Raw genomic sequence first — 14056 nt, forward strand, 5'->3', positions numbered from 1 at the left:
AAAATAGGGATTTGCTGAGTGCTGGTGAGGTCAGTTTCTTATCGGAACAACCAATGCTATGTTCCGCCGGGGCCAGGCCAACAATGGACCGCAAGCTTTCCGCGATTCTAGCCGCAGATGTAGTGGGCTATTCGTCTCTGATGGAGCGCGACGAGGCCGGTACATTCGAGCGCCTTCGTGCCGGACGCAAAGAGCTGTTCGAACCCGAAATCGCTCGCCACCACGGCCATATCTTCAAGCTGATGGGCGATGGGATGCTGGCCGAATTCGGCAGTGTCGTCGATGCCGTCGAATGTGCAGTGTCGCTGCAGCGCGGCCTGTCCGAGCGCAACGCCTCGCTTCCCGAGTCGGAACAGATCCTGGTGCGGATCGGTATCAACCTCGGCGAGGTGATCGTTGACGGCGACGACCGGTATGGCGATGGGGTCAACATCGCGGCCAGACTTCAGCAGTTAGCGGAACCGGGCGGCATCTGCGTCTCGGGAAAAGTGGCCAAGGAGGTCGAGAGGAAGCTAGCGTTCACATTTGCGTCAATGGGCGAACAGAGGGTTAAGAACATCACCGAACCAGTTCGGGCGTATCGCGTACTGCTTGATCCAGCGGCAGCGGGCAAGACCCTCCATGCTCGCCGCCAGCCGCGCGCCTGGCGTCTTCCAGTCACGGCGGGTGTTCTCGTCCTGGCTCTCGGCCTTGCAGTAGCATGGTGGCAGCCGTGGGAGAGGCCTGCACAGCTTGCCGTTCCGACCGTCAGCGAGGCAGCCGACACCCGGGCCTCGCTAGTCGTCCTGCCCTTCGACAATCTCAGCGACGACAAGGAACAAGAATATCTCGCCAACGGCTTCACCGAGGATCTGACGACCGCACTGGCGCGTGTGCCGGGTCTTTTCGTCTTCTCCCCCAACGCGGCCTCCGCTTACAAGGACAAGGACCCAAAGCCGGCGGAGATTGCGGCGGCATTGGGCGTCCGGTACCTGCTGAAAGGCTCGATTCGCCGCGTCGGCGACGACATGCGCATCAATGCGCAGCTGATCGATGGCTCGACTTCCAGACATCTCTGGGCGGAGCGTTTCGACGGCCGGTGGGCAGACGTATTCGCGCTGCAGGACAGCGTTGTCAGCAGCATAGCGGGTGCGCTCCAGCTCCGCCTGGTGAGCGGCGCGCCGGCTACCCGGGCCGGAGGCACCAGTAATCCCGAGGCCTATGAGGCCTATCTCAAGGGGATGGACATCTACAACCGTATCAACACGCCCGAGGAGTTTGCGCAGGCTGTGAAGTATTTCCAGCAAGCCGTGCAACTCGACCCCGATTTCGGCGCGGCGTACGCCCAGCTCGCCTGGGCCTACTGGGACGCGGATGTCGGTCGGGTCGTAGTAATGGGGCTTACGACCGACGTGGCCCAGGGCAAGATCTATGAAACCCTGGAAGCGGCGGCCAGGTATCCTTCGCCGGGCTACTATCAGCTCGTCGCCGAGTTGATGGTCCGCGAGCACGACTCGGACGACGCAGTTACCGTTCTTCTGAAGTCGGTGGCGCTAGATCCCAGCGATACTTGGAATTATCTCTCGCTGGCCAATGCTCTGAATTTCAACGGCAGGCCGAAGGAAGTGCTTAGCTATCTCGATGCGGCTGCGCGCGTCGACCCAAACTCGTGGATGGACTACAGGCGCTACCAAGCCGGACTGGCCGAGTTCGGCCAGGAGAAGTTTGAGGACGCGGTTCGCTCTATCGAGAAGATGGACCTTATATCGGCCGATCCACGGGCGAAATTTTATGCCCTGCAGGTCCTTATTTCGGCCTATGGGCATCTTGGGCGCACAGACCAGGCCGCGGCGGCTTTGGAAACGCTTAGGAAGGTTGTTGCGCAGAGAATGGAATGGGAGCCGAGCCAGTTGATGACCCAGGATTACATGGTGTTCAAGAATACAGCCGATATCGAACGCCTTTTGGCCGGGCTGACCAAGGCAGGTGTGCCAGAGCTGTCGGCATTGGCAAAGGCAGGCATGAATCCGAAGGACCGGCTCACAGGGGCGGAAATAAAGTCTCTCATGTTCGGGCACGAAACGCGCGGAAAATTGGTAATGCCCACGTTCCTGCCGATGCAGCGCACAACCTCGGTCGACGGCGCCGTCAGCGAGACCGTTGGCCAGAGGAGCCGCGTAGGAACCTCGTGGGTGCAAGGCGATTTCTTGTGCAACGCCTTTCCCATAGAACTGACAAGCTGTGGGGCGATTTTTCGCAATGTGTTCAGGACGCCAGGGCGCGACGACGAATACAAGGCCGTTTACCGCGGGGACCAGTTCGAGTTTTCGGTCGTCAAGTGAACTCCAAAATGCCGCAAAAGCCCGAAAGTCTGCTTGCGGATATACATGCGACCTTGTTCGCCATAACCGCAAATGACCGGAAGTGGCGCTGCTTGCTCGTTCCCACCGACGAGAGAAGGGCAACGTTCCACCCACAGAGAAGTTCAGCACACCATCCGGTTCGTGTTCGCGATTTGATCTCCCTTGGCGTTGTTTAGCGGGAAACCAACGCTATGCCCTCATATAGACCGAGGCGGTGAGAACGGCCTTCTTCCTATTCGCTATTCGCTCTCTTAATGTACCGCATCACGACCTGCGCAGCGATCTCTCCGGATGGCTTCTCGGTCGCCATGCGCCGCGTGATCTCGGCGAAGCCTTGCTTCTGCCAGGCCCGCATGCCGCTGTCGGCAAACAGCGCCTCCAATTGCCGAGCCAAATTGTTCGGCTTGACGTACTCATTGTAGAATTCAGGGATCAACGCTCGATCCGAGATCAGATTGGGCAGCAGTGCCGACCAGACCGAAACCATATACGGCGCGACGACGCGCGCGACAGGATCGAGCCGATAGCAGGAGATCATCGGCACACCGGCCAGCGCCAGTTCCAGGGACACCGTCCCGGACGCGATGAGTGCGGCATCGGCTTTGCCGAACGCTTGCCATTTGCGCTGCGGATCGATGATGATCTCAGGCTTTTCATCCCAACGGTTTACCGAGGATTTGACCAGGTCGGCGACATGCGGAACTGTCGGCAGCAACAGCCGCAGGCGGTGCCCGCGCGCGCGCAGCATCGACACGGTTTCGCCAAACGGATCGAGCAGCCGACGCACCTCGCCGCGCCGCGAGCCGGGCAGAACGAGCAGCGTCTTCACGCGGTCCGCAGCAAGGTCGCGCGGCAGGTCCTGTGCCTTGGCCGCGCTGAGCACGCCCGCATCATGCATGAGGCGATGCCCGACATAGGTGCCCAGGGGGCCGCCCAGCCGCTCAAGCTCCTTCACCTCGAACGGCAGGATGCAGAGGATATGGTCGACATAGGGCTTCATCGCCGCCGCCCTGCCCGGCCGCCACGCCCAGACGCTCGGGCAGACATAGTGGATGATCGGGATCGACGGATTGGCCGCACGGACCTTTTTGGCGACGCGCAACGAAAAGTCCGGGCTGTCGATGGTGATGAGGCAATCAGGCTTCTCGTCCGCAACGCTCCTGGCCAGCTCGTTGATCCGCCGCATCAGCCGCGGCAGGTCGCGCAGGATGGCGCTGAAGCCCATGAGGGCGATCTCACCGGCATCGAATGGCGGGACCAGTCCCTGTGCCTGCAAATGGCGACCGCCGAGGCCGACGAGTCGCACGTCGCGCCCGGTAGCCTGCTTGAGCGAACGCACGATGTCGGCACCGATCAGATCGCCGGACTCCTCGCCGGCAACGATTGCGATCTTCAATGCCCTGTCAACCATTGTTTGGCTCCGTCGCGGCAGGCAGGCCAATGACGAACAGCCCAAGCGCGTTGGCGCGCGCGATGGTTTCCGGGCCTTCGAGAACCAGCGAACGACCCGCTTCCACCGCAATGCCGGCAAGCCCGGCCGCATGCACCGCTTCGACCGTCTGCGGGCCGATTGAGGGAAGATCCGCGCGCAGTTCCTGACCAGGCTTGGCGCACTTGACCAGGACACCGCGGGTCTTGCCGGCAATACGGCCGTGGCCACGCAGCAGCTTCGCACGGTCGAGCAGTCCTGCTGTTCCCTCGATACCTTCCAACGCGATGGTCCGGCCGCCGACGGCGATCGCCGCCTGGCCAATATCGAGCGCCCCTATGGCCTTAGCCGCCGCAAGGCCGGCCTCGATGTCGCGCCAGTCGGTTTTTCTTGGCGAGGTTTTCGTCAGCACGCCTTCGGCAGCGACAAGGTTCGGCACAATTTCGTGAGCGCCGACGACCTTTATTCCCCGCGCTTCGAGGCCTCGCGCCAAGACCTTCAGCAGGCCATCATCGCCACGCGCCAGCGCCGCGACAACGACCGGTATCACTGCGAGCAGACCGAGACTTGGACGCAGCTGTGTCAGTCTTGGCCGGCGCTTGATCTCGCCTGCAAGCACCAGATGGGTGATCCGGTGCCGCCGCAGCAACGATATCAGCGAGCCGATGCCTTCCAGAGCGAGGCTTTCATGCTCATACCGGGAGAGCTCCGCCATGCGGTCGACCTCGCCGTCCATCAGGATGACGAAGGGCGGATAGCCTTGTTCAGCCGAACCGGCCGCGACCTCGACGGGCAGACTGCCACCGCCGGCGATAATGCCGACCCTGGCGCCTGGCGGGAGATCAAGACGCGCTGCCGCTGTCTCAGTCTTCGTCATCGACATCGTCGCCATCGCCGCCCTTGAGCGACGGCACAGCGTAGTGCCGCTTGCCGCGACTGGTGATGAAATCGATGATTTTCATGGCGGTCGGCGAAGACGCGAACTCAGCCTTGGCGAATTCGATGTTCTCGCCAACGGTGCGGGAACGATCGAAGATCATCCTGTAGGCCTTGCGCAGCACATGGATCTCTGACCTCGGCAGGCCGGAGCGCTTCAGGCCGATGATGTTGAGACCGCGCAGGCTGGCGCGGTTGCCGACCGCGATGGCGTAGGGAATGACGTCGCCGACGACCGCCGAGCAACCGCCCAGAAAGGCGTTGTCGCCGATGCGGACAAACTGATGCACGGCGGTCAGCCCACCGATATAGACGTTGTTGCCGACCTCGCAGTGGCCGCCCAGCGTCGCGCCATTGGCGAACGTCGCGTTGTTGCCGACCACGCAATCATGGGCGATGTGGGCGTAGGCAAGGAAATTGCCATTGTCGCCGACCGTCGTCTCGCCGCGGCTGGAATCGGTGCCGAGATGCATGGTCACGCCTTCGCGGATCGTACAGTTCCTGCCGATGACCAGAGTGGTGCGGCCGCCCTTGTGCTTGGTGTTCTGTGGTGGGGCGCCCAATGTCGCCATTGGGTAGACCTTGGTCGAGGCACCGATTGAGGTCACGCCCATTACCGAGACATGACTGACCAGTTCGACGCCGTCGCCGATCACGACGTCGGCGCCGACGTGGCAGAACGGTCCGATGCGCGCACCTTCACCGATTTGGGCGCCTTCCTCCACTACGGAAGAAGCATGGATGAATGTCTTGATTTTCATAAGCATTCGATCGTCAGTCGCTGGTGACCATCATGGCTGAAATCTCGGCCTCGGCCGCCTTGGCGCCGTCGACCATGGCTTCACAAGCGAATTTGAGCAGATTGCCGCGTTTCTTGATTTTCTTCACATAGATCTTCAACTGGTCGCCGGGGACGACCGGTTTGCGGAATTTGGCGTTGTCGATGGTCAGGAAATAGACCAGCGACGGCTTTTCAGTGCCGAGGCTACGGATGCAGATGGCACCAGCCGTCTGCGCCATCGCTTCGACGATGAGCACACCCGGCATGACAGGCTGCTCTGGGAAATGCCCCTGAAAATGTGGCTCGTTTATGGTCACGTTCTTGATGCCGACGGCGGACTCGTCGCCATCGATGTCAACGATGCGATCGATCATCAGGAACGGATAGCGGTGCGGCAAGAGCTTTATCAGCCCCATAATGTCGACCGCTTCCAGCGTCGTCGACGCGATCATGTCAGCCATTGCCTCCCTCGCCCTTTTTGCGGCTCCTGGCGAGCTTGCGCAGCATGGCTATCTCCCGCATGGCTTCCGCCATCGGCTGTGCCGGATAACCGCCCCAGATCTCGCCTGCAGGGACATTGCTCATAAATCCACTTCTGGCGGCAAGTTTGGCCCCTGTCCCGATGGTTAGGTGATCCGCAAGCCCGACGCCACCGCCCATAGTGACGTTGTCACCCACGACCACGGACCCAGAAATACCCGAAAGCCCGGCGATTATGCAATTGCGGCCGATGCGAACGTTATGGGCGATCTGCACGAGATTGTCGATTTTGGTACCCTGGCCGATGATCGTATCGGACATGGCGCCGCGATCGACGGTGGTGTTGGAGCCGATCTCGACGTCGTCCTGAATGACGACACGGCCGATCTGCGGCACGCGTTCCGGGCCCTTGGCGCCACCGACGAAGCCAAAACCATCCTGGCCGATCCTGGCACCGCCATGGATGATGACGCGGTTGCCGATCAAGGCATACTGGATGCTGGCGCCGGGACCGACATAACCGTCGCGGCCGATCTGGCAGGATTGTCCGATGACCGCATTGGGCGCGATGACGGTACCGCTGCCGATCGACGCTCCCGGCCCGATGACCGCTCCGGCCTCGACGATGGCACCTGCTTCGACATGCGCGGTCACATCGACATGAGCATGCGGCGAGACACCGGTTTCACTGGTCATCGGTCCCGGCGTCGCCGCCCTCGGAAACAGCAGCCGTCCGACCAGCGCGAAGGCCTGCTGCGGACGGGCATGAACCAGAACGGCCATGCCGGCCGGCGCCTTGCCGGCAAATTCCGCCGGACACAGCACCGCGGCCGCCCGCAGCGACGGCATCAGCGCGGAATTACGCCTGCCGTCGACAAATACGAGCGCATTCTCACCGCCTTCGCTGGCCGGCGCGAGCGCATCGATGAAAATATCGGATTGGCCGGAATCGACAAGCACCGAGCCGGTCAGATTCGCGACTTCGCCCGCCGTATACCGGCGTGATGGCGCGAAGAACACCGGATCGGTCATTCCAGAAGCTATATCCAGCTAGATCGGAACATTTTCTCCCGGACCTTAAAGACCCGGGAGCATCGTTGGCCACCGATCAGAAGCGGGTCGATATGCCGAAGTTGAATTCCTGCACATCGTCGGACGCTTCCTTCTTGACCGGGATCGCATAGTCGATACGGATCGGACCGAACGGCGACGCCCACATAAGGCCGACACCGACCGAGGCGCGCAGCTTCATGTCGACCGACGACTGGTCGACCAAATCGTGGGCGACCTTGCTGCCGTAGAGCGTTGCCGCGTCCGCAAACACCGCGCCGCGCAGGCCGAAACTCTCCGGAACTACCGGCAGCGGGAACTGGGCTTCCGCCGAAGCATTGAAATAGGTGGTGCCGCCCAGGTGGTCGCCCGCACCATCACTGTCGACGGGACCAATGCCACCGTAAGCGAAGCCGCGGATCATTCGGTCGCTGCTCTGGAAGTGATCGAACACGCGCAGATCGCCATCGCCGCCGTAGCCTTCGACATGACCGGCGCCGCCCGAAATAAGCCCGACCAGATCATATTGCTCAGACAACGTCTGGTAGATGCTGCCCCGTCCGGTGATCTTGACGAACTTTGCATCGCCACCGAGACCTGCAACCTCCACAGTCGTGTTGGCGTAGATACCCTCATGCGGGTTCTTCATGTCGTCGATAGTGTTGTAGACCAGCCCCAGGCTGACAGAAGACTTGATCCATGGACTTTGCTCTATGCCATCCAGGATAGCGTCTGAAACCTTGCACTTAAGGGGGTCATAAACGCCATCGGTCACGCAACCATCATCCAGCTTGTATTTCTCTTGCGAGATGTTGTACGCGAGCTGCGTCGAGATGCTGTCCGTGATCGGCAGACCGAAGCGAACGGTCGCACCCGTGGTGTCGCTGTCGTAGTGATCGTAGTTCCGGGTCTGCTTAAAGATGTCGAAGCCGGCAGCGATACGCCGTCCGAGGAAATAGGGCTCGGTGAAGGACAGGCTGTAATCGCGCGAATTCTTGCCGCCGCCTGCCGACACCTTGATGAACTGGCCACGACCAAGGAAGTTGCGCTCGGTGATCGACCCTTCGACGGATGGGCCAGCCGTATCGCCACCGGTCGAATAGCCAGCACCAACCGAGAATTCACCGGTCGACTTCTCGACCACGTCGACCACCAGAACGACCTGGTCAGGCTGCGAGCCCGGAACGGTCGAGATATCGACTTTGTCAAAGTAATTAAGGTTTTCCAGACGCTTCTTCGCGCGCTGGATGAGCACCTGGTTGAAGGCGTCGCCCTCACTGACGTCAAACTCGCGACGGATGACATAATCGCGCGTGCGGTCGTTGCCACGGATCTCGATGCGCTCGATATAGGCTTTGGTGCCTTGGTCGATCGTGTAGACCACCGAAATGGTGTGGTTTTCGAAATTGCGGTCGCCGCGTGGCGTCACCTGCGCGAAGGCATAGCCGGAACCGGCCACCTTCTCGGTCAGGGCAATGATGGAATCCTCGACGTCCTTGGCGTTGTAGACGTCGCCCTTGCGGGTCTCGATCACCGATTCCAGTGCCTTGCCGTCTACTTCCGGGATCGTGCTTTCGACGCTGACGTCACCGAATGTGTAGCGGTCGCCTTCCTGGACGGTAATGGTGACCGTGTACTTGTTCGTCGCGCTGTCGAGTTCGCCGACTGCGGACACGACCTGGAAGTCGGCATAGCCGTGATTGTAGTAGAAGCGGCGCAGCAGTTCCTGGTCGGCGCGCAGCTTGTCCTCGTCATAGACGTCGTCGCGCAGGATGAACGAAACCCACGACGAACGCTTGGTATTGATCACATCCGACAGGCGGCGGCTCGAATAGGCGCTGTTGCCGACGAAATTGATCGCCGCGATTTGCGTACGTTCGCCTTCGGTGATGTTGAAGACCACGTTCACGCGGTTGTCGCCGAGCTGCATGACCTGGGTGGTCACCGTCACATCGTCCCGGCCGATACGTTTGTAGGCAGCCTTGATCGATTCGACGTCGGCATCGAGCGTTGCCTGCGAGAACGTCCCGCGCGGCTTCAGCTGCACCGCCGCCGCAAGCGCATTGTCCTTGAGCTTCTTGTTGTTCTGGAACAGCACCTGGTTGACGACCTGGTACTCGGCAACCTTGACCACCAGGGTCGATCCGACCTGGTTGATCTGCACATCCGAGAACAGGCCGGTGCCGAACAGCGCCTTGATGGCGCTATCAATATCGGAACTGGAGAACGCCTTGCCCGGCTTGATGGTGATGTAATTGCGGATTGTCTCAGCGTCGATACGCTGGTTGCCGCTCACTTCGACTCTGCTGACGACAGCGGCTTCGGCCGCCGATGTGGCAACGAACTGCACTGCGAGAGCGCCTGGCACGACAAGAGCCGCGGACAGGGTCACCGCGGAAGCGGCGCTCAGAAACTTGGATGCTGCCTTCATCGGGCTTAATAACCTTTTCTCGTAGTCCCCACGGCGAGAAAACCGGACGTGCGGTAATTTCCCCTACCGTATTAACCGGATTTTCCCTACACGCAAGGCTTCTGGTTAATTTGTATTTACTTAGCCTTGCGGCGTGGCTTTCGCGTCACTCATATCCCGGTGCATGGTAAACGGCGTCTCAACACCGGCCATGCAGAAGCCGAATTTCTTCATGATTTCAGCATCCAAACAGATCGTTCCAGAAAACGAACCCCATGAAGCACAGCACCAGAAGCAACCCGGCCCGATAGGCCATTTCCATCATCCGTTCCGACACCGGACGGCGAATGACGGCCTCCACCCCGTAGAACAGGAGATGGCCGCCGTCGAGGGGGGGAATCGGCAAAAGGTTGAGAAACCCGATGCCAACCGACAGCATTGCAACCAGCTGCACGAGCCATTCGAATCCCAGTTTCGCCGCCTTGCCGGCCATGTCCGCGATCTTCACCGGGCCGCCCAGCTGACATTTGTCCTCGCGCCCAACGACAAAGCGCTGCAGGAACTGGCCGGTGCGCTGGATGACATGCCCGGTTTCCTGGACGGCCGCTGCAACCGCCCGGACGGGTGTGTAGGTGACGAGCCGCGGCTGGCCGAGTTCCTTGTTGTTGACGACGCCGATCACGGCGACCTTGACCTTGTTGCCGAGCGCGTCTTCCTGTTCCATCAGCCGCGGCGCCGCGGTCACCGTGACCTCCTTGCCGCCGCGCAGCATGACGAAGGTAATGACGTCGTCGGCGCGGCCCGAGACCAGGCGCTGGACGTCGCCAAAGGTTTCGACCTTGTTGCCGTCGACGCTGACGAATCGATCGCCGGGCAGGATGCCGGCCTTCGCCGCCGGGCTGTCGGCCGTCACCTCGGCCACCATCGGCTCCGCGACATAACGGCCATAGGCAGTGAACAGCACGGCAAAGACGACGATCGTCAGCAGGAAATTGAACACCGGCCCGGCCACCACTGTTGCCGCGCGCTTCCAGATCGGCTGCGTGTGAAAGGCGACCTTGCGCTCCTCCTCCGTCAGGGTCTTGAGTTCTTCCGTCGAGGGCTGGCTCGAGGTGGCGCTCATGTCGCCGACGAATTTGACATAGCCGCCAAGCGGTATCGCGCAGAGTTTCCAGCGCGTGCCGTGGCTGTCGTTGAAGCCGAAGAGTTCGGGACCGAAGCCGATCGAGAAGGCCTTGACACCGATGCCGCACCAGCGCCCGACAAGGTAGTGGCCCATCTCATGGACGAATACGACCACGGTCAGCACGAAGAGGAACGGCACCAGCGTGCCGAGGACAAAGCCTTCTGTGCTGAAAAGCGCGTGAAGAATCTCGTTCAAGACCAACCCTCAAATTCTTCCACGGCGCGGATTGCGCCGTGACTGTGACACCAATCCGGGCGAATCCAAGGCGCATCGCGCATCGGACCTGAAATGACACCACTCAAACGGGAAACAGACCCTGCGCCGGATGATCGGCGGTCGCCGAAATCCAGCCAATGACGTATAGGGCGAAAGCCGCCGCGACAAGCCCATCGACGCGATCCATCACGCCACCATGGCCTGGGATCAGCGTACCCGAATCCTTGCGGCCGTGGCGGCGTTTGACCCAGGATTCAAACAGGTCCCCGGCCTGTGAGACAATTGACAACACGAGCGCCACCAGGCTGAGCAACGCCAGGTTGCCGACACCGGCAATGGCGCCGAGGATCAGCCCCGCGACGACGCCTCCAACAGCGCCGCCGAGCGCGCCGCTGCGTGTCTTGCCAGGTGAGATCGCCGGCGCCAGCTTCGGGCCTCCAACCGCACGGCCAACGAAATAGGCAAAGATATCAGTGGCCCAGACGACCGCGAACAGGAACAGGATGGCGACAAGGCCTGAACGGTCACCGTCGCGCAGCAAGGCGAGCGACAGGCCTGAAACGGCAGCATAGGCAAGACCGCTCGCGTCCCATTGCCCGGCCTTGCGAATCGATGCGGCAATCGCCGTTGTGGCAACCATGACCACGACAAATGGCAACAGCCAGGACGCGCCAAGGCCACCAATCAAGGCGCCAATGAAGACAACCAGCAGCGCTTCCGGCAGGAAACCCAGACCCGTGGCCCCGGCCGGGCGCGACATGCGGGTCCATTCATAGAAGATGACCCCAGCGATCACGGCGCACAGCAAGCGGAACGGCAGACCGCCGAGCCAGGTCAAGCCAAGGGTGATGATGGCAAGCACGATCGCCGAAATGACGCGCAGCCGGAGATTGCTCATCCCGCGGCCGGTCGCGAAGCGACGTCCTGGGCTCCAAGTCCGCCGAATCGGCGTTCGCGGCCGGCAAATTCACGCAACGCTTCGGCAAGATGCTCGCGGCTGAAGTCGGGCCAATAACAAGGCAGGAAGACGAGCTCGCTATAGGCGGCCTGCCACAAAAGGAAGTTCGACAGCCGGAGCTCGCCGCTGGTGCGGATGACCAGCTCGGGGTCGGGAATGCCATGCGTGTCGAGGGCGCCGGCAAAGCTTTCGGCTGATATCGCGTCGCTCTCGAGTTCGCCACGCGCCACCGCCGAAGCAAGCTTGCGCGCCGTGCGCACGATCTCGTCGCGTCCGCCATAGTTGAAGGCGATCACCAGCGTCAGCGATTCATTGGCTGATGTCAGCGATTCGGCCTCGTCGAGCAGCCCCCTGATGTCGGGCTGCAGCCCTGCCCTGTCGCCGATGATTCTGATCCGCACGCCACTTTGGTGCAGTTCGGCCAGGTCCCGGCGGATGAACATTTTCAAGAGGCCCATCAGGTCGCTGACCTCGGACTTCGGACGCGACCAGTTCTCCGACGAGAACGCATAGACGGTCAGGTAGGAGATGCCGAGCCCGGGTGCGGCGCGAACCGTCTTGCGCAGCGCCTCGACGCCGGCACGATGGCCCGCAAGACGAGGCATGCCGCGCGCCTTGGCCCAGCGTCCGTTTCCGTCCATGATGATCGCGACATGCGCGGGCGTTGCCATGTTCTCGCTTTCGGGTCAGCCTATGGCCACGACCCTAAACCTGCATGATTTCAGCTTCCTTATCGGAAAGCAGGTGGTCAATGGTGCTGATCGTCTCGTCGGTAAGTTTCTGGACCTGGTCCGAGCGCTTGCGCTGATCGTCTTCGCTGATCTCGCCGTCCTTCTCCGCTTTCTTCAGGAAATCCATGCCGTCGCGGCGCACATGGCGCGCGGCGACCCGGGCATTCTCGGCATAGGTGTGCGAGATCTTGACCAGTTCCTTGCGGCGCTGTTCGTTGAGTTCGGGCAGTGGAATTCTGAGATTGGTGCCGTCGACGATCGGGTTGAAACCCAGATTGGATTCGCGGATGGCGCGGTCGCCCGCGCCGACCATCGACTTGTCCCAAACCGATACCGAGATCATACGAGGCTCCGGCACCGAGACGTTGGCGACCTGGTTGATCGGCATCGTGGTGCCATAGGCCTGCACCTGGACCGCATCGAGCAGATTGCTGGAGGCGCGACCGGTCCGCAGCGAAGCCAGATCATGCTTGAACGCTGCGATTGCTCCATCCATGCGCCGCTTGAGATCGTCGTACTCACCACTCATCTTAATCTCCTCGACCCGTCTGACGCGGGTTCACTGCTTTGGGGCCGTGTTCGAGCCTGCTCCCCTTTCTTCGGGATCAGGCCCGGGTCAATCATCCGTGACGACCGTGCAGCGGCCGCCGCCCCTCAGGATATCGCCGAAACCACCTTTTTCGTGGATCGAATAGACGATTATCGGAATGTTGTTTTCGCGCGCAAGTGCAATCGCTGCCGTATCCATGATGGAAAGGCCGCGATTTATGACTTCGCCATGGCTGATGCGCTCGAAACGTGTCGCATTTGGGTCCTTCTTCGGGTCCGCCGAGTAGACCCCGTCGACCTGGGTGCCCTTGAACAGCGCGTCGGCGCCGATTTCAGCCGCGCGAAGTGCGGCGGCCGAATCAGTGGTAAAGAACGGATTGCCGGTGCCGCCGGCAAAGATCACCACCTTGCCCTGATTCATGTAGCTGGTCGCCTGGCGCTGCGAAAAACTCTCGCAAAGCTCAGGCATGGCGATAGCCGAAAGCACCACGGCGTCGACACCGATCTTGTTCAATGACGTGCGCAGCGCCAGCGAATTGATGACCGTGGCAAGCATGCCCATGTGGTCGCCGGTGACACGGTCGCCACCTTTGGAGGCAACGGCCACGCCACGAAAGATATTGCCGCCGCCGATGACGACGCCGACCTCGATGCCCAGTGCACGCGCCTCGGCGATGTCGCCGGCGATGCGGTCGACGACCGAAACGTCGATGCCGAAATGCTGTTCGCCCATCAATGCTTCGCCCGACGCTTTCAGCAAGACACGTCGGTAGAGGGGCTTCACCGTCATCTGGTCCTCGTCATTTGCGTGTGGCGCGTCCGGATGGCAACCCTCGCGCAGTCACCGCCCCGAACAATCGCGTTCCGATACACGCAGGGCGCCCCCCAGGGAACCCGCGCCCCGGCCGGCAGTGTGGAGCCGCACCGGAACAACCCCCCGGCAAATCGCCAATAAAAAACAGCTGCGGCACAGGATGGAATAACCAAA

12 protein-coding genes are annotated in these 14056 nt (G+C 61.3%); 1 reads left to right on the forward strand and 11 read right to left on the reverse strand.

Annotated elements, in window-relative coordinates; translation table 11 throughout:
* Nucleotides 1-83 precede the first annotated feature (83 nt).
* Nucleotides 84-2321, forward strand: coding sequence for an adenylate/guanylate cyclase domain-containing protein (locus NKI20_RS26695; protein WP_023759236.1), 2238 nt, complete (start codon nt 84-86; stop codon nt 2319-2321).
* Between the two features lie 253 nt (nt 2322-2574).
* Here the strand turns inward: NKI20_RS26695 and lpxB are convergent, their stop codons facing one another.
* From lpxB to pyrH, 11 genes are all read right to left on the reverse strand, one after another.
* A complete protein-coding gene (gene lpxB, locus NKI20_RS26700) occupies nt 2575-3753 on the reverse strand; it encodes a lipid-A-disaccharide synthase (protein WP_352835988.1) in 1179 nt (392 codons plus the stop codon).
* Nucleotides 3746-4663 (reverse strand): LpxI family protein, encoded by a 918-nt coding sequence (locus NKI20_RS26705; RefSeq protein ID WP_352607472.1) that lies wholly within the window; start codon nt 4661-4663, stop codon nt 3746-3748. Before NKI20_RS26705 ends, lpxB begins: the two co-directional genes overlap by 8 nt.
* Nucleotides 4635-5468: an acyl-ACP--UDP-N-acetylglucosamine O-acyltransferase gene (gene lpxA, locus NKI20_RS26710; RefSeq protein WP_352607474.1), complete on the reverse strand. Its 834-nt coding sequence runs from the start codon at nt 5466-5468 to the stop codon at nt 4635-4637. Before lpxA ends, NKI20_RS26705 begins: the two co-directional genes overlap by 29 nt.
* A 13-nt stretch (nt 5469-5481) precedes the next feature.
* Nucleotides 5482-5949, reverse strand: coding sequence for a 3-hydroxyacyl-ACP dehydratase FabZ (gene fabZ, locus NKI20_RS26715; protein WP_023759240.1), 468 nt, complete (start codon nt 5947-5949; stop codon nt 5482-5484).
* On the reverse strand, nt 5942-7000 hold the full coding sequence (gene lpxD, locus NKI20_RS26720; protein ID WP_023759241.1) for a UDP-3-O-(3-hydroxymyristoyl)glucosamine N-acyltransferase: 1059 nt from the start codon (nt 6998-7000) through the stop codon (nt 5942-5944). The genes fabZ and lpxD overlap by 8 nt, the downstream gene beginning before the upstream one ends.
* A 76-nt stretch (nt 7001-7076) precedes the next feature.
* The gene (gene bamA / locus NKI20_RS26725) at nt 7077-9449 is read right to left on the reverse strand and encodes an outer membrane protein assembly factor BamA (RefSeq protein WP_352607478.1); all 2373 of its coding nucleotides are present in this window, start codon (nt 9447-9449) and stop codon (nt 7077-7079) included.
* Between the two features lie 217 nt (nt 9450-9666).
* On the reverse strand, nt 9667-10809 hold the full coding sequence (gene rseP, locus NKI20_RS26730) for an RIP metalloprotease RseP (RefSeq protein ID WP_352835993.1): 1143 nt from the start codon (nt 10807-10809) through the stop codon (nt 9667-9669).
* Between the two features lie 103 nt (nt 10810-10912).
* Nucleotides 10913-11728, reverse strand: a complete 816-nt coding sequence (locus tag NKI20_RS26735) for a phosphatidate cytidylyltransferase (RefSeq protein ID WP_352835996.1) — start codon at nt 11726-11728, stop codon at nt 10913-10915.
* On the reverse strand, nt 11725-12459 hold the full coding sequence (locus NKI20_RS26740; protein WP_023759246.1) for an isoprenyl transferase: 735 nt from the start codon (nt 12457-12459) through the stop codon (nt 11725-11727). Before NKI20_RS26740 ends, NKI20_RS26735 begins: the two co-directional genes overlap by 4 nt.
* A gap of 34 nt (nt 12460-12493) precedes the next feature.
* Complete coding sequence (frr, locus tag NKI20_RS26745; RefSeq protein ID WP_352836000.1) at nt 12494-13048, reverse strand: ribosome recycling factor; 555 nt, start codon at nt 13046-13048, stop codon at nt 12494-12496.
* Nucleotides 13049-13135: 87 nt separating this feature from the next.
* Nucleotides 13136-13858 carry a UMP kinase gene (gene pyrH, locus NKI20_RS26750; RefSeq protein WP_023759248.1) on the reverse strand — a complete coding sequence of 241 codons (723 nt, stop codon included), beginning with the start codon at nt 13856-13858 and terminating at the stop codon, nt 13136-13138.
* Between the last annotated feature and the right edge of the window lie 198 nt (nt 13859-14056).

The organism is Mesorhizobium sp. M0830, from assembly GCF_040319965.1.
Classification (GTDB): domain Bacteria; phylum Pseudomonadota; class Alphaproteobacteria; order Rhizobiales; family Rhizobiaceae; genus Mesorhizobium.